Source organism: Sorangiineae bacterium MSr11367, assembly GCA_037157805.1.
Classification (GTDB): Bacteria; Myxococcota_A; Polyangia; order Polyangiales; family Polyangiaceae; genus Pendulispora; species Pendulispora rubella.
On sequence record CP089983.1, the window covers coordinates 5,435,218 to 5,451,283 of the forward strand.

11 protein-coding genes are annotated in these 16,066 nt (G+C 64.6%); 3 read left to right on the forward strand and 8 right to left on the reverse strand.

Annotation, left to right across the window (positions count from 1 at the left end; genetic code table 11):
• Nucleotides 1-7: 7 nt before the first annotated feature.
• Together LVJ94_21160 and LVJ94_21165 are read right to left on the reverse strand one after the other, a co-directional pair.
• Nucleotides 8-865, reverse strand: a complete 858-nt coding sequence (locus tag LVJ94_21160; protein ID WXB09725.1) for a metal-dependent hydrolase — start codon at nucleotides 863-865, stop codon at nucleotides 8-10.
• A complete protein-coding gene (locus LVJ94_21165) occupies nucleotides 862-1,683 on the reverse strand; it encodes a metal-dependent hydrolase (protein WXB09726.1) in 822 nt (273 codons plus the stop codon). Before LVJ94_21165 ends, LVJ94_21160 begins: the two co-directional genes overlap by 4 nt.
• 215 nt (nucleotides 1,684-1,898) lie before the next feature.
• Here LVJ94_21165 and LVJ94_21170 point away from each other — a divergent pair, with 215 nt between their 5' ends.
• Together LVJ94_21170 and LVJ94_21175 are read left to right on the forward strand one after the other, a co-directional pair.
• Nucleotides 1,899-2,855, forward strand: coding sequence for an AraC family transcriptional regulator (locus tag LVJ94_21170; protein WXB09727.1), 957 nt, complete (start codon nucleotides 1,899-1,901; stop codon nucleotides 2,853-2,855).
• Nucleotides 2,856-3,047: 192 nt separating this feature from the next.
• Entirely contained in the window at nucleotides 3,048-3,878 is an 831-nt protein-coding gene (locus LVJ94_21175; GenBank protein ID WXB09728.1) for a cupin-like domain-containing protein, read from the forward strand.
• Here the strand turns inward: LVJ94_21175 and LVJ94_21180 are convergent.
• Entirely contained in the window at nucleotides 3,859-5,145 is a 1,287-nt protein-coding gene (locus tag LVJ94_21180; protein ID WXB09729.1) for a pectinacetylesterase family protein, read from the reverse strand. The two genes, LVJ94_21175 and LVJ94_21180, sit on opposite strands and share 20 nt — an antisense overlap.
• A gap of 39 nt (nucleotides 5,146-5,184) precedes the next feature.
• Nucleotides 5,185-7,578 carry a S8 family serine peptidase gene (locus LVJ94_21185; protein ID WXB09730.1) on the reverse strand — a complete coding sequence of 798 codons (2,394 nt, stop codon included), beginning with the start codon at nucleotides 7,576-7,578 and terminating at the stop codon, nucleotides 5,185-5,187.
• A gap of 149 nt (nucleotides 7,579-7,727) precedes the next feature.
• On the opposite strand from LVJ94_21185, the gene LVJ94_21190 reads away from it, so the two are divergent.
• On the forward strand, nucleotides 7,728-8,621 hold the full coding sequence (locus LVJ94_21190; GenBank protein ID WXB09731.1) for a LysR family transcriptional regulator: 894 nt from the start codon (nucleotides 7,728-7,730) through the stop codon (nucleotides 8,619-8,621).
• Here LVJ94_21190 and LVJ94_21195 read toward each other — a convergent pair.
• Genes LVJ94_21195 through LVJ94_21210 form a run of 4 tightly spaced genes read right to left on the reverse strand, consistent with a single transcriptional unit; the run spans nucleotide 8,615 to nucleotide 15,998 of the window.
• The gene (locus tag LVJ94_21195; protein ID WXB09732.1) at nucleotides 8,615-9,181 is read right to left on the reverse strand and encodes a caleosin family protein; all 567 of its coding nucleotides are present in this window, start codon (nucleotides 9,179-9,181) and stop codon (nucleotides 8,615-8,617) included. The two genes, LVJ94_21190 and LVJ94_21195, sit on opposite strands and share 7 nt — an antisense overlap.
• Entirely contained in the window at nucleotides 9,178-13,077 is a 3,900-nt protein-coding gene (locus LVJ94_21200; protein ID WXB09733.1) for a protein kinase, read from the reverse strand. Before LVJ94_21200 ends, LVJ94_21195 begins: the two co-directional genes overlap by 4 nt.
• 24 nt (nucleotides 13,078-13,101) lie before the next feature.
• Complete coding sequence (locus LVJ94_21205) at nucleotides 13,102-14,685, reverse strand: hypothetical protein (protein ID WXB09734.1); 1,584 nt, start codon at nucleotides 14,683-14,685, stop codon at nucleotides 13,102-13,104.
• On the reverse strand, nucleotides 14,685-15,998 hold the full coding sequence (locus LVJ94_21210; protein ID WXB09735.1) for a hypothetical protein: 1,314 nt from the start codon (nucleotides 15,996-15,998) through the stop codon (nucleotides 14,685-14,687). The genes LVJ94_21205 and LVJ94_21210 overlap by 1 nt, the downstream gene beginning before the upstream one ends.
• Between the last annotated feature and the right edge of the window lie 68 nt (nucleotides 15,999-16,066).

Sequence of the window (16,066 nt, forward strand, 5' to 3'; positions counted from 1 at the left end):
GCCAAGGCTACGCAGCCTGGTACTCGGGGGAGCTCTCGAATTCGCGTTTCCACTGCGCGATCGCGGCCGAACAGTCGAGATCGCGCGGGTGGAACGACGGTTTGTAATAGAGGAAGTACAGCGGCAGGATCTTGCGCAAGGTGCCCGGGTTGCCGAAGAGGCCCCAGCCGAGCTTGGCCCATTCGCTCGGCGAATACAGGGTGTCGTCGGACTTCATCATGTACGCCTGGTGCTCGAAGACCTTGGCCCAGAACACGATGGTGGCAAAGGCCATGACGGCGACGCGCTCGCCGTAGTACCCGCCCGCCGCGAGGTACACGTCGTAGGCGACGCATTTGTGCTCGCTCTCTTCGGCCGCGTGCCACTTCCAGAGCGCGGCCATGGTGGGGTGCGCACGGTCGAAGATGTTCGTATCCTTCTCGGCCTCCTTCAGTAGCGCATGGGCCAACAGGGCCGTGAAGTGCTCGAGCGCGGCCGTGGCGGCGAGCTGCATGCGCTTCGGCAGACGCCGCGTCACCCGCGCGAGCAACTTTTCCACCCGCTGCTCGAGCTCCGCGACGGGGTAGCCCTGGCGCTCGAGCATCTCGTTGTAGCGATCGTGCTCGCGGCTATGGATTCCCTCTTGGGCGCAAAACGCACGCACCTCTTTGTGGAGGCGCGCGCCCTTCACGTGGGCCTGATGCGCGCGCACGGAAGCGATGAAGAAGCGCTCTCCGGCGGGGAAGAAGATCGACAAATTGTTGAAGAACGTGGTGACCGATTTGCGGCCATCGACCCAATACTTGGGCACGCCACCGTCCACGCCGAATTGCAGATTGCGGGGTTCGAACGTCGCCTGAGGCATCTCCGTGATTGTACCGCTCATGATGATTTGGCCGCCTTTCGATAAACCGGTGACGATTCGAATTCGCGCTTCCAGCGCGCGATGGCCGGGTTGCAGTCCAGATCGCGCGGGTGAAACGATGGACGATAATATTGAAAATAGAGTGGAATGATCTGCCGCAGCCAACCCGGCTTTCCGAAGAGGTGCCAGCCGAGACGCACCCATTCCACGGGCGAATACAAGGTGCCGTCACACTTCATGAACTCGACTTGGTGCTCGAACACTTTGGCCCAAAAGATGGCCGTCGCGAAGAGCATGACCATGGCCCGCTCGCGGTAATGTCCGCCAGCCGCGAGGTACACGTCGAAGGCAACGCACTTGTGCTCGTTTTCCTCGACGGCGTGCCACTTCCAGAGCGCGGCCATCGTCGGATGTCCTTCCTCGAAGATGCCGTTGTCGAGCGCGGCGTGAGCCATCAGGGCCGTAAAGTGCTCCAATGCACAGGTGGCCGCGAGCTGCGCCCGTTTGGGGGCACGCGCCGAAACGCGGTCGAGGAGTTGCTCCACGCGCTTCTCCAGCGCGCGTGCGGGGTAGCCCTGGCGCTCGAGCATATCGTTGTAGGCTTCGTGCTCGCGGCTGTGGATGCCTTCTTGCCCGCAGAAGGCGCGCACCTCCTTTCGCAGGCGGTCATCCTTAATGAGGTGGTGGTGCGCGCGAACGGCTTTGATGAAGAAGCGCTCTCCCAAGGGGAAGAAGATCGACAGGTTGTCGAAGAAGCTGGTGACCGATTTGCGGCCGCCGAGCCAGTGTCGGGGTACGTCGTCCTCGGAAAAGTCGAACCGCAGGTTCCTTCGGGCCATGCGGCCCTCATAGGCCTCATCTGCAATCGACGTCTCAGTCTGCGCTCGGTTCCGCACTTCCATCGACGTGGTCATGCGCTAAAGGTGGCGCGGATTGACGCGGGGCGGTAGGTTCCGTGGTGCCAGAGTTTTGTCAGTTCGGGCCAACCGCCATGTGGGAACCACGCGAAAAGCATAGTTTTCCAGCTGTCCACGCTCTGCACCTCGCCCAACTCGTGAAGCGGTGGCACGTCACCCCGGAGGAGCTCCTTTCCGGGCTCGACCTCGACACGGACTTTCTCTCCGAGCCCGACGCGCGCCTCTCCATCGCGATGATGGAGACGTTGGTCGAGCGCGCGCGCGTGCTCACCGGCGAGCCGGCCATCGGCTTCTTCTTGGGGTTGGAAATGCGCATCTCGGCCCACGGCTTTCTCGGCTTCGCCGCCATGAGCGCCTCGACGTTGCGCGACGCCATCGACCTTGCCGTGCAATTCGCCCCGACGCGCACGACGGCGGTATCGCTGCGCCTCTGCGTCGACGGTCGGGTGGGCTCGGTCATCGTGGACGAGCGCACGGACCTCGGGAAGGCGCGGGACGCCATTTTGATCTTCGTGCTGGTGGGGCTCTGGCAAGTCGCCAATGCCCTCACGGGCCGCGAGCTGACCGGCAATGCCGACTTTGCATTTGCGAAACCGGATTATCTCGTAAAAGCACCACACTTGATGTCCTTGGTTCGATTCGAGCAACCGTTGAATCAATTGGTCTTCGATACGGCCATTTTGGATTTGCCGTTGACGATGGCCGACCCTGCCGCATTGAAGCTGGCACGCGAGCAATTGGAGCGTGCACTCGATGCGCTGGGCACCGATGGCCGGATCGAGGCGCGGGTGCGAAACGTCATTTCGAAGAAGGAGGGCGGGTTTCGCTCGCTGGAGGAGGTCGCGTCCGAGCTGCGCTTTTCGCCGCGTACCTTGAAGCGAAAACTGGCCGCCCAAGGCGTCGCGTATTCTACGCTGCTCGAGGAGCAACAACGCGACAAGGCGCTGCTCTTGCTGCGTGCGTCGGACTCGTCGATCGAGAGCGTCGCGGAGCAACTGGGCTATTCCGATGTCGCCAACTTCACGCGCGCGTTCCGGCGGTGGACGGGCATGACGCCCGCAGCCTACCGCCGCACGACGGACTCACGCGGGTAAAGCCACGCGATCCCGAGGTGTGCCCTTCCAGCGCATCGTGGGATGCGGCGCGAGATCACCCTGGATCGAATGTTCTCCAACGCCTCCGACACAGCGCGGGCTGGACGCGATATCCCGTCGGCCATGCGCGAATCCTCGCGCGGCACGCTGGGTGCTAAACGCACACCACACCCCCTTGTTGGGGCACTTGCGATGATGCTTAGCTGGATTCCCCGCATCGAGCGTCCGAGCCTCGATGAATTCGAAGCGCGCTACCTTCTCCGTCGGACTCCCGTGGTCATTCGCGGGCTCTACGGGGGAGAAGCCATCTCGGGCACGTTTCGAGTTCCCGAACTGGCGCGCGCGTTCGATCGCCTGGACGACGTCCTGAGCCACTCCTTCTCGGCGCGGGCCGGAAGCTTCGCCCACCTCCAGTTCGACGCCGATCATCGAAACGCCTTGCAGACGCACGTCTCTGGACGAAAGCGAGTCTTCTTGTTCCACCCTTCGGCCGCGCGGCACCTCTTGCCCCTCTGCAACGTCGCCGGCGTCTGCCTTCAGCACCTGAACGACGATGAACGAGAATGCCTGCTCCGGAGGACCGGAGGCATGCAGGCGGTCTTGCAACCTGGCGAGACGCTGTTCATTCCCGCTCTGTATTGGCACTACGCCGACTATCTCGACCCCGGCACGTCTTTCGACGTTCGATTCGGGCGAAATCGATACAATCGATTCTTCGCCACGAACTTTATGCCCGATTATCGGGTCCAGGCGCTCAGCGCGTTGTTGAGCGGCCCCGAACATCCCTTGGCCGAGGAGATCGTCGGTCCGATCGTGGACGCTTTCTCGAAGGACGGTTTGACGCGATCCGGAAGGTACCGTGCCGTGCGCGACATCACGCGAAAGCTATGGGAGCGGTACACGCCGGACGGCATTGGGGAGCCGCCCTATCGCTTCGACCTTACGCTGCAGGAAGACCAGATGTTCGAATCGTCCTGGCAATCCGGCGACTTGTACGAGCGCCTCACGGCGCCACGTGCGTAGGTTCGGCGCCGTTGAGGATGCCGGCGACCCAGTCGGTGAGGGCGACGTTGCCGACTTTGGTGGAGTAGAACTCGTCGCCGTAGAGGAAGGTGTGCCTTTCGCCGGAGACGTAATACGTGCTCGTGCGGCCGGTGGCCTTTAGATAGTTGTCGCGGAGATCGCCCAGGCCTTGGGCGTATTTGTCGCCGGGATAGGAGGAGACTGGGACGCCGTCGAGGTTTTGACAATTGTTTTCGCCGAAGGACATGAACGTGCGAATGGTGGAGTCCTGGAGGGCAGAGAGAAGTCCGAATCGGCCTTGCGGGTACTTGTCGATGACGAAGGGAATGGCGTTGACCAGACCGCCGCTGTTGCCGCCGTCACCGAGGTTGCAGGCCGTGCAATCGGCGGGGAGGCCGGCGTTGAGGTTCCACACCTCGCGAAAACGCTTTTGCAAACAGGGCGCGAGATAGGTGTCGGACATGACCGGACCGGCGTCGTCGATCATGGTGACGGGACGCGGGCAGAATGCCTTGGCCACGCGCTCGTAGCTGATGGATGCGCCAAATCCACCGGCGCTGCTGCCGGTCAGGAGCACTTGGTCTACGTTGGGGAACGTGGGCACGATGGTCTTCAGATAGGCCAGCACGTTGGCGACCCCTGTAAATCGCTGCTTCCCTACTACCCCGGGAACGTCGCCGCTTTCCACGCTGCCGCCAAAGATATCGCCAGAGCAATACGGAAAGAAGACGGCGTTCCAATCTTTGACCGGGTTGCCGGCGTTCGTGTTGCTCAGGATACCGCGGTTGCTCTGGGTCCCGTTCCAGGAGCCGAAGTCGAAGCTTTGCGGGTTGGCAGTGCAGGTCGCGGCGTTGAAGCAGGCACCTCCGCCTTGGAGGTAGATCATGAGCTTCTTCGAGTCTGGCTTTCGTCGAATGGCGAAGCCCGTATCCGATCCGTTGCGGCACTTCGCTCCCGCCACGGGGACCCACTTCCATTCATTGGCGGGGCTCTCCGGTGCCGGCTCGCCGACGTCGAAGGGCGCGCACGTCAGGCCGGAGTCGCCACCATCCACGGTGCCGCTGTCGTTGCCGCCGTTGCCCGAGTCTCCCCTGCCCCCGCCGCTGTCGCCCAACACGTTGCCGCCCGAGCTATCCTTTCCCGAATCCGCAGGCCCGGGGATGTTCGTGCTGTCGTCACCGCCGCAGCTGGCGCCCGAGGTGATGAGGGAGGCCAATGCCAAACAGGGCACGAACATGGCCGCAGAGAAGAGCGGATGGCTTCGCATGCCCCGAGGATAGACCTCGCTGACCCAAGGTCAACAACGTTATTCGGTATTTGCCAATCGGCGGCGACGACGCACTGCAAGAAGAGCTAATGCGGAAACGGAGAGTGCGAGGCCGTGCGACGAGTGGGTCGTGACGCCGGTGCCGCTCGAAATGGTGCAACCATCGCTGCCCGCGGCAACATCGTTGTCGATCGCGTTGACCGATCCCGTGTCGCGCTTTCCTGCATCGGCACCGACGTTGGCGGGCGGGCCGGAGTCCGGCGCGGGCTCGCTCGATGAATCGGGGGTATCGCCCGCGTCGCCCGCGTCGGAAGTGCCGGCGTCGGCGGGCGCCGATCGGGCGGCGTAGGTGGCCACCAAAGAGAAGGGTTGATCGCCACTCGGCAGATTGAACCCTCGCACCGTGATGGTGTACGTGCCCGAAGGTGGGCTGGCGAGAATCACCTGTTCGACGGTATTGCGTCGATCGGCGGAACCACCCGTGGTGGACCCACCGTTCGTCAATACATTGCCAAGATACGTGCCGCCGGGGCCTTTGACCTCGAGATCCAGATCGTTATTCAGATGAGGATTGGCGGCGGGGGTCGATGGATAGTCGGTCCACGTCAACGTCACCTTCAGGGAAGCACTGGAATCCACATCGAGCGTAAATGTCTTTACCTGGCCCGAGCCCCCTTGGGGGAAGCCTGCATCGTCGGCGGCGAGCAACCGACGGGGTTGTCCCGTGAAGTACAGCGCGTCGTCGAGCAAGACACGGCCCCAGCCCTGGCAATTGCCCGGGATGGAGCCCGCATTGGTCATCGGTGTGGCCGAATTGATCATGGTGGCCTTGATCAAGGCGGCGGATGGCGTGAGGCGGTCGGCCGTATTGGCGGCGCCGCTGGGGTAGAAGCCGTCCGTGTAATACTGGCGAACCAGGGCGCCAAAGCCCGCGGCACCGGGGGTGGCCATGCTGGTGCCGCTCATGGAGGTGGTGTTGCAGTTGTTCGACGCCGTGTTGGTGTCGTTGCGCGCGGAGACGATGCCCGAGCCGGGAACGGTGATGTCCGGCTTCACCCGATTGTCGTCCGTGGGGCCGCAACTCGAGAAGCTCGCCATGGAGTTCGCGCTCGCGGCCCGCTGCGTGGCGCCCACCGAAATGCCGCTTTTGGCCGTGGACGGGCTCCCCACGGAGCCCGTGCCGGGGCCGGAGTTGCCCGCGGCGAAAAGGACCAAGAAGTCCTTGTGGTTCCACATGAACTCGTCGACGTCTTGCGAGCCCGCCGTGTAATTGTTCTGCACGGAGGCGTTTTCCTGATCGCCCCACGAATTGGAGTGCAGGCGCGCGCCTTGGTCGTACGCTTGCTGGAAGATGGGATTCAAGTCCACCACGGGGCAACCAATTCCCGGAAGGTCGGCGCAATCGTCTTCACCGTAGCCGCCGTCTTGCACGACGAGCTTCGCGCCCGGGGCCATGCCATCACCGGAATCGTGGGCGATGGGATGGGCAAAATTGTCGCCTGCGATGGTGCCGGCGACGTGGGTGCCGTGGCCTTGGGTATCCCACTCGCTGCCGGAGATGCCCCCGTTGCATTCCGCGCTGGCGAGGAAGTCGACGGCGAGGATTTTCCGCTGCGCGGCATCGACCGCGGCGGCGCCGTTGCAGGCATTGGCGGGCGGCAGGCGATTGAGGGCGGTGTCCCGAAAGTAGCAAGAGTCGGGATCGATGCCGGTGTCCAAGACGGCAACGGTCTGGCCTTCCCCGTGGATGCCTTTGTCGAAGATGGGCGTCGTTTGGCCGCCCGACAGGCCGGATTGACCGACCCATACGGTCGTGTCGTTGTAGAGCACTCGGCGCGTTTCGGGCTCGATCCAGAAGACCTCCGGGATCGCCGCCAGGGCGGAGACGAGCGACGCGGGGGCGCGCAGGCGCACCCGGGAGAAGCGGTTGCCGGGCTTGCGGCCGAGGATCGTCGCACCGGCTCGTTGCAACCTGGATGCAATGGCATCCAGGTCCGCGTCCGGGAAGACTTGAACGAGGAGTTGCTCGCTCCCCGAGGAAAGGGCCATTCGGTCGCGGAGCGCGCGCGGGATCTTGTGCTCCGGTTGGTACGCGCTACTCCAGAACGCGTCCACGGAGGTGCGGGCCCGCACGAGAAAGGTATCGTGTGGAAGGTACGTATAAATTCGGTCGACTTGGGCGCGGAGGCGGGCCATGTCGTCGCGGGAGACAGGGCCTGGGAATTTGATCAATTGATACGGTGACGAAGTATCGCTACCGGCCAATCGGGTCCCAGATCCACTCGGGAGATCGGTGGAAATGGCCATCGAATCGAGCCAAATTCCCGAGCGATCCGCGTTGGACGTGGCGGATGGCTCGGGGCCCGAGCTGCATGCGGCAAGTGCCAATGCAGGCAAAATAGGCACCGGGAAGTAGGCGTGTCGCCGCTTCATGCTCGATCTCCTCCGTGGGCCGATGTGGAAGCGTCATGATGGGCTAAAACGGAAGAGATTGCACCGCAAAACGCCCAACCGCATTGTATTCATCTGCCATATCTGCGCGATGAATAGGCAACTGTAGCCATATAGGCTATATCGTGGCGGTGCTTCCGTCGTTGGATAACTTACGCTGTTTTCTGTCGGCGGCGCGGCTGCTCAACTTTCGGAAGGCGGCGCGGCCTTTGGGCATTACGCCGGCGGCGTTCGGGCAGCGCATTCGGCAGCTCGAGGCGGAGCTGGGGACGGAGCTCTTTCGGCGTACCACGCGGTCCGTGGCCTTGACCGATGCGGGCATGGCGCTCGTGCCGCACGCGGAAAAGTGCCTGGCGGCAGCCAGCGATTGCCTGCGCGCCGCGCGCGGGGAGACGGGCCCCACGCCGATGGATCTCACCTTGGGCACGCGCTGGGAGCTCGGCATGAGTTGGATTCTGCCGCAGCTCGATCCCCTCGCCGCTTCGATGCCGTGGATGCACATTCATCTCTACTTCGGCTCGGGCCCCGACCTTCTCTTTCGCGTGCGCACCCTGGAGGTGGATTGCGCCATCACGTCCAGCCGCCTGGGCGATGCCAAGTTGGACTCGCTGCAACTGCATCGCGAGAATTACGTCTTTTGCGGCGCGCGATCGCTATTGCGCAAAAAGCCCCTCGCCCGCCCCGAGCATGCGCGCGAGCACGTGCTTCTCGATTATGCGCCCGATCTGCCGCTGTTTCGCTATTGGAAGGATGCCTCGGGCGGTGGCGATCGGCTTCACTTTCGGCAGATTACCTGTTTGGGGAGTGTGCATGCCATCGCGGTTCGCGTGACGGAGGGCGCCGGGATCGCCGTGTTGCCGGAGTACATGATTCGCCGCGAGCTCGAGAATGGGACGCTGCAGGAGGTGTTCAAGTCGGTGACGCCGTTGCACGACCATTTTCGGCTGGTGTTCCGGCCGGATGATCCACGGCGAAGCGTGTACGAGGGCCTGGCGCGGGCGTTGATGGACGTGCCGCTTCAGTGATCAACGTGGCCTGCGCTCCATGCGCGGGCGCGGGCGACGTCGTGCAGGAGGGTGCCCTCGAAGAAGCGTTGCACGGTGCGTTTGCGCATGGCGGGAACCTTGGCGCCGTTTTCCAGCTTGGCGGTGTCGGAGGCGACGCAAAACAACAGGCGCACCTCCTTGTCGGAGAACCAGTTGCCGAGGAAGGCGCTCAACGCTCCCATTCGAGGGCGTCGATTGCCGCGCCCGACGATCACCTTGCGCATTTCCACGGTGGTCAACGCATCGCCGGAAATACCGTCGAAGAGTGCGTCGAATGCCGCCTGGTCGAAGTTCCCCTCATCGTCGAACACCCCCGTATCGAAGGGGTGTTTACCCTGGGCGATGCGGTCGATGTACACCTTGAAACCGGGTTTTCCCGTGGTGAGGTATCCGAGAAAGCCATTGATGATCGGCGTCAAAATGAGCGCCAACGCCCACGACACGCCGAGCCTCGAAAGGCCGCGGAACGTCTGCCCCAGGGTGATCACCCCCGTGCCCTCGGGATCGAAAAAGCTCACGTGCGTCTGAAGAGGCGTCATCGCCCGAGGATCTCTTCGAAGCCGGGGGCGCTCATGGCCAGACAGCGATCGACATTGCGCACACCTTGGGCCGTGAAAAAGTCGAGCGCGCGTTCCATCAATTCGGCGCCCGTCGCACCGCCGAGCAACGCCCCCAAGCGGTGGCGCGCGCACGCGGCCAGGTAACCGAGATCGGCCCCGTCGAGCATGGGAACCGTGATTTCCAATGCCGTGCGTGCCCCTTCGCGATCGCCACGGGCGGCAGCCGCGGTGGCGCGCAGCATGTGGCCCATGGCCGGCGCGTAGCGGAGCTTCTCGCGCAAAAGGCGCTTGGCCGCGCGATCGATGACCGCGAGCAGCTGCCGTTCGTCGATGAAGCGCGAACGATGCGTCGCGAGCTTCTCGCACGTGACGGCCGACGCCGCGGTAAGCGCCTGCTCGTACAAGGTGAAGGTGCGAACCATGGCGGCGCGCAAGAGGTGCGTCTTCTCGAGCGCGGGCATGTCCCGCTCCGAGCGCCACCACGCTGCAACCCCGTCGCCGCGATAGCGCTGCACGGAGCATGACGCAATCATCGCGCCCCAATGGGCGCTGGTGATCATGTCGCCATCGCCGGGTCCTCCGTTCGAGGAACTGCCCGCGATCCCCTGGGTGACCCGCCAGGCGCCGTCGACATCGTCGCCGACGATGTGCGCGATGCAATGCGGATAGATCGAATGCATCAGCGCAAAACGATCTTCGCGCGCCCTCGCCTCTTCCACGATCGACGGGATGCGCTCCCCGGCCTCGCGCAGCTCGCCGCTCAGAATGAGCACGTTGCAAGTCCATGCCTGCGTGTTGGCCAACTCCCACGCGGCGAAGCGGCACCGCGCTCGAAAGATGCCATCGGCGCGTTCCAACTTTTTGCGAGCACTCCGCCACTCGCCCAGGAAGAAATGCACGAAGGCCGCGGCCAATTGCGAAAGGGCCACACTATGCGGATCTCCGGTGTGGTCGGCGATTTGCTCCGCCGTGCGCACCATCTCTTCGGCGCGCTGACGACCCGGCTCCCCGGCGCTGGCAACGTTGCTCGCGGCCACTGCGAGGGCGCGGCACAATCGCAGAGGATCGCCCGCCTCCATCGCGAGGAGAAGCGCGCGTGTGCCGAAATCCGCGCCGCGCAGCACATCGGTCAGCGCGAGCCCCGTCGCCGCGGAGAACACCGCGTCGGCCCGCGACAGCTCGACCCGCGAGGGCGATCGCATGGACGTGGGGCGGCGCACGGCCCACGAGAGCCGCAGCCGCGCGTCGTTGTAGACGAAGGATGCAAGCGCCGCCTCGGTCGACACGGGGTAGCTCACGCCCACCGCGTCGAGCACCGTGCGCATGACGCGCAAACCTTCGCGCTCGCGTCCGCCCTTGAGCAGGTATTCCGCGGCCAGGCGCCGCAGCTCGATGGCCTCGTCCGGCGCGGTGTCGGCGGCCGCGGCCAAGTACGCGTCGGCGGCCTTGGCTCCGCGCCCGGCGCTCGCCAGTGCATCGCCCAATTCGCGATAGAGCTCGCGCGCCGCGCCGGCCCCCAGCTCGATGGCCGCCTCGTACAGCCGCGCGGCGCGCAAGAAGGCCAACGCCTCGTTCGCCGCCTCCGCCGCCCGCACCGCGTATTTCTTCGCGCTCTCGCGATCGCCCCCCGCGAAAAAGTGATGAAACACCGCCTCGGGATCCGCGGTATCGCTCGCGGCGAGCGCCCGCGCCAGCCCGAGGTGGCACTGCTGCCGTCGCTCCTCGGAGAGGCTGCCCGCCAAGGTCTCGCGGATCCGGTCGTGCGTGGTCTCCGCCGAGTCCCGTGCCGACAGCCCGCGCGTGTGAATCAGCCGCGCACTGCGCAGCTGCAAGAGCGCGGCGAAGTAGGAGCCCACGCTGCCCGATGCGCTCTCCGCCACGCGGTGTTCGAGCGGGCCCGCGGCCACGCTCAGCACCTCGAGCAGCGCACGCGCATCGTCGGGCAGCTCGGCCACGCGGGCGAGGATCACCTGCTCCAGCGAGATGACCCCTTCGCTGCGCGCCAGGCTCGGTCGCTCGTTGGCCCATCGCGCGAGCTCGGCCACGAAGAACGGACTGCCGTGCGCCTCCGAGACCACCGCGCGCGCAATCGTATCGCCCGGGTGCCGCAGCAACGCGCGCGCGAGCTCCATCGTTTCGGGCGGCGAAAGCTCCCCCACCTCCACGCGCCGGAACAGGCACACGGGCGCGATGCGCTCTTCGACATCGTGCAGGGCTTGCAGCGCGGCGCTCGTCTCTTCGAGCTCGGTTCGGTAGCTGCACACCAGAAGCACCGACGACAGCGATGGCGGCGCCAAGAGCGACTCGAGCAGCTGCACGCTGTCGACATCGCCCCACTGCATGTCATCGATGTGGATTAGCAGCGGGTAGCGCATGCTGATCGCGCCGAGCAACTCCTTCAAGGCGGCGAACGCCCGCCGCCGCACCTCCTGCGGATCGGCCACCTCGGCCTCGTCGCGCTCGGCCTGCGCGTGCGGTGCAACCGGCGGCGCCGCCAGCGAACGCGGTCCCTCGAGGCTGCTGTCGACCATGCGCGCATCGCGCAGCACGGGAAAGAGCCGCACCAGCTGATGGATGCCCTGCGGGGCGAGCGACCACACTTCCTCGTCCGGGCAGCGCGAAAGCCATCGACTGAGCTCGTCCACCACTTGATCGACGGCCTTGAACGGCACAGCCTCGCGCTCGTAGCAGCGACCGGAGAGCACCAGCACGTCGGAGCGCGCCGCGAGGTTGCCCAAGAAGCGCGATACGAGCGCGCTCTTGCCCATGCCCGAGCGCCCGAAAATGCGGAGCACCACGGACTTGCCGCGCAAGCTCAGTTGAAAGGCCTCGTCGAGCGCGGAAAGTTGCGCGCCGCGGCCGACGAACGGGATCTCCACCGACGAGGTGACGCTGAGCGATGGCTCGCCCTCGAGGCGCCGCAGGACTTCTTCGCCGGAGGGACGCTCCTTCGGATCCGTGCGGAGCAAGTCCATGCACAGGCGCTCGAGATCTTGCGGGATGCCGTTCACCAGCTCCGAGGGCGGCGGCGGCATGGCCTTCTGCTTGCGCATGAGCATTTCGCTCAGGTTGCCGCCGAACGGCAAGGTGCGGGTCAGCACCTCGTAGAGAATGACGCCGATGGCGTACCAGTCGGAGGCGGTGGTGGCGCGTTTGAAGGCCGCTTGCTCCGGGGCCATGTACGCGGGCGTGCCCACCAGCGCGTCGTACTCGGAGGCGCGCCGGTCCGGCATGCTGTCGGCGACCACGCCGAAGTCGAGCAGCACCACGCGCCCTGCGCGGGTGACCAGCACGTTGGACGGCTTGACGTCGCGGTGCAACTTGCCTGCCGCGTGAATGGCATTGATCCCGTCCGCGAGTTGGCGCAATCCGTCGCGCAGACGATCCACGTCGCGCACGGCGAAGGGCTGGTACCCGCCGGCGGCGCGCATGACTTGAGCGCGATCGTGCCCGGCCTGAACGGCCTCGTAGAATTGGTGCGGGGCCACCAACGTGGGCCCGTCTTCCTCGATGAAGCGGTTCGTGACGGTGCGCTCGACGCTCGTGGGCGGCGGGCCGCTCGAGTGCATGGCGGAGACGAAGTCCAAGCCGTCGAGCAGCTCCATGGTGAAGAACCACGAGTCGCCCTCCGAGAACAGCTCGTAAAGCTGCACCACGTTGGCATGGACGATATCGGCCAGAGCGCGGAATTCTCGTTTGAAACGCAGCAAGGCCGACGGGTCGACCCGCGTCATCAACTTGAGCGCGACCACCTCGCCGCGCTCCACGTCGCGCGCGCGATGGACGACCCCCATGCCCCCCTCACCGAGGTGACCTTCGAGGACGAATCGTTTCGTCCCGCGAAATCCATAGGCCGCGCCACCCAAGTTGGACATGTTCGAACGAGTCTTCGCAGGCTATCAGAGGTCGCGACCGAGATGCTGGAGTGCGCTTCGACTCGGAAGGAAAAAGTATGCGCCTCCACGCGTCTCGACGACCCTCGGCAGGTTGCGAAGCTGCCTCGGCGGATACCCTTGTAGGGTAAAGTCCGAAGCGGGAAAAGGGCACGCGCGTTGCGGCCCCAGCAGCGGATCCGGATCGCGACTCAAGCCCGCGAAGGTGGGATTGACCATCCAGTTCGAACGAACGAACTCGAATTGGCGCGACAGATTGGCATTGAGACAGAGGAAGTGCATCCCGCGCTCGGCGTCATCCGGCGCCAAGGCCTCCGATGCCGCGAGCATCGTCTCCGGATCGAAATCCACATCGAGCGGTGCCCCGTAAGGGCGCCCGCGACGAAGGATGCGATGCAAGTTTGCACGATCGATGCGGTCCTGTTGCACGGTGGGATCTTTGGGGTCGCCGCTCAACTCGGGATCGTGGGGGACCGGCAGTGCCGTGTCACGCGGATTGGTCCGACGAATGTGGGACCCGATGGGACACTTTTCGCCGAAGGCATCGCCCATCGAGCCAAATCGAAAGTCATTGTCGTCTTGGTGGCGGATGCTTCCCGAGCGCTCCGGGTACGCGGTCACCGGGCTGCCGTTGGGCCACCGCCCCATTAGCTTGGCGGCGAGCCAAAGGGCCGCCTCCCTGCCCGAACGCTCGCCCCCTTCCCGTTCCAAACGGGACCAAGGCAGCTGTTCGGCCGTGCGAAAGATGTAATTCCAGAAGGCTTTGACGTCTTGCGCGAGCTGCCAGAAAACGAGATACGTTCCGTTTCGGCCAAAATCGCGGCGGGGCGCCAGGTGGTCGTCGCCGGGAAGAAGAAGGTCGCCGCGGCGATCGAGGTGGGTAGGCAACTCGGGCGACATGGGCATTTTGCCGTAGCCGTTGGGATATCCCAGTACGACTTCGCCGTTGGCGATGACGTCCACCGCCCCCTGACGCGCCAATCCGGCGAGCCGCGGGTTGGAAATGCCATCACGAAAGCCGAAATGCTCTTTGCGAAGCGCGCGGTTCGTTGGCCATGCCTGCAGCACCTTCACCAGGCGAAGGCCGTTCTCTTCGCAGATTTGCGAGGCAATGACCTGGCCGGGAAGCTCGATGTCCGCGTGGTTGGCGTCTTGTTGGCCGGCAAAGACAGCCAGCATCCCGTGCACGTCGGGGTTGTTCGGTCCGCCCCAAGTCCAATTCTCCGGCGCACTCGGACCGTCGTCCCCGAGGCGGCGCGCGCGGTGAGGATCGGAAAAGCCCTCTTGGAAAGGTAGGCTGAAGCCGCGCAGCACGACTTGGTCCAGCTGCAGCGCCTCGAAGCCTTCGTAGGTAAACGCAAGATTGATGCAGACGTCCGCCAGCAGCGGGGGCATATGGCGCGGCGTTCGCCGGTATCCGCCAAATTGAATGCTGGGCACGATGCGGGCGATCCACTTTCGTGCGCGGGCGACATCGGTGACTTCGAAGAGCGCGTACGACGCCGCCGGACGGTCTCCGTAGCCGCTCGCGATGAGCCCCTGAATCTCGTCGAGCTGGAGAGTGTACGACCGAGAGTGGGGCTGCTCCATCAGGTGAGCCTCCGGAACCAGGTTTCCAGATCGATGGTGCCCGGTTCGTAGTGGAGACCGTAACGGATCCACGTATTGTTGTTGATGGTCGAGATGCTCAAGTCCGGATACGCGCTGTAGAAGACTTGGGTTGGGCGCTGGTATTTGCGGCCCCAGGCCTTGAAGGCCTCTTCGTCCTTGGCGCCACCGGTGAAGAGCCAGGTGGTCTTCGGGTATTTTTCGGTGCACGACCAAGCCAGATTCAGGCCAAGGGCCGCCGCGTCGATGAAATCACCGAGGTAGCTCTCCCAACTATGGTCGTAGTTGCTGAAGAAGAGGAGGCGTTTGCCTCCGTCGATCAAGAGCCACTTGGCAAAGTGGATGGTGGGAATGCCGCCCAGGCAGCCGATGTCGGCAAAGTGCTCGTGCGACATGCGATCGATGTAGGCATGTGCCTGGCGCAGGACGCCCTCGCGGTCGACCCCCGGCTTGAGCGGGACGACGTGGGTCAGGGCATTCTGCAGGCCGTGGTCCTCGCTGGCCGCGAGATCGTTGAAGCTCTCCCGGTCCACGTTCGTCCAGGCCTGTTGCTCGTCGCCCGGATCGTAGCCATCGTCCTCGCTGTTCCACTTGACGATGCTGGGGATGCTCGGGAGCATCTTGGCGGCCGTGGGAATGCCCTGCTCGACCCAGGGAAAAAGGCCTGCCCCCAGCTTGTCGCTGCGCACCCGAGGGTCGGGTGACGACGGCGGCGATTCATCGAGGTCCAGGCCCTTCAGGCGCGGATCTTTGCGGGTTTGCACGCGCACGTGGTCCCGGATCTCCCCAAAGAGCTCGAGAGGCGGTTTGGGCGGCCGGGTCCCCACGAAATCGAGCACCACGTCGCGCACGTGCTGTTCGAGGCGAATGCGCGCGAGCGACCGCGCGGCGTGCCCCTCGTAGGTCACCGTGGCGGCGACCAACTGGCGTTTGCAGTAGGCACCGAGGGCGCCGAGCGATGCGTCCTTGGGAAACCCTTCGCAGCACGAAAAGAGGGAGCGCATTCCCTCGGGCTGGCTTCGGATCAGATCGTCGATATGCAGTTCGCGTGCTCGGTCCGGATCGACCGAATCGGAATCGAAGTTCGACTCCAATGCCAACCAGGCATCGAAGCGTCGCTCCGATGGGATGTGCACCAAACGAGCAAAATGAATACCCAACTTTGGGTCGGCAAAAAACGCGGGCTGCTCTTTGATTCCCACGGCAACCCGCGTGCGGGCAATTTCCCCCAAGACCGCCCGCAGCTTGGCCTCGTCGCGCACTTTGGCGACGAGGGTCAGCGTCTGCTGCTTCATCGTAACCTCGAAGAACCTCCGCCCGGAGAGGGCGATCTCGAAAGGGCTAGTCGGACTAGCCGGGCCTC

Excerpts from the sequence above, each read along its gene's own strand:
- LVJ94_21160 (WXB09725.1), bottom strand. The coding sequence starts at position 865 with ATGAGCGGTACAATCACGGAGATGCCTCAGGCGACGTTCGAACCCCGC.
- LVJ94_21165 (WXB09726.1), bottom strand. The coding sequence starts at position 1,683 with ATGGCCCGAAGGAACCTGCGGTTCGACTTTTCCGAGGACGACGTACCC.
- LVJ94_21175 (WXB09728.1), top strand. The coding sequence starts at position 3,048 with ATGATGCTTAGCTGGATTCCCCGCATCGAGCGTCCGAGCCTCGATGAA.
- LVJ94_21180 (WXB09729.1), bottom strand. The coding sequence starts at position 5,145 with ATGCGAAGCCATCCGCTCTTCTCTGCGGCCATGTTCGTGCCCTGTTTG.
- LVJ94_21185 (WXB09730.1), bottom strand. The coding sequence starts at position 7,578 with ATGAAGCGGCGACACGCCTACTTCCCGGTGCCTATTTTGCCTGCATTG.
- LVJ94_21195 (WXB09732.1), bottom strand. The coding sequence starts at position 9,181 with ATGACGCCTCTTCAGACGCACGTGAGCTTTTTCGATCCCGAGGGCACG.
- LVJ94_21200 (WXB09733.1), bottom strand. The coding sequence starts at position 13,077 with ATGTCCAACTTGGGTGGCGCGGCCTATGGATTTCGCGGGACGAAACGA.
- LVJ94_21205 (WXB09734.1), bottom strand. The coding sequence starts at position 14,685 with ATGGAGCAGCCCCACTCTCGGTCGTACACTCTCCAGCTCGACGAGATT.
- LVJ94_21210 (WXB09735.1), bottom strand. The coding sequence starts at position 15,998 with ATGAAGCAGCAGACGCTGACCCTCGTCGCCAAAGTGCGCGACGAGGCC.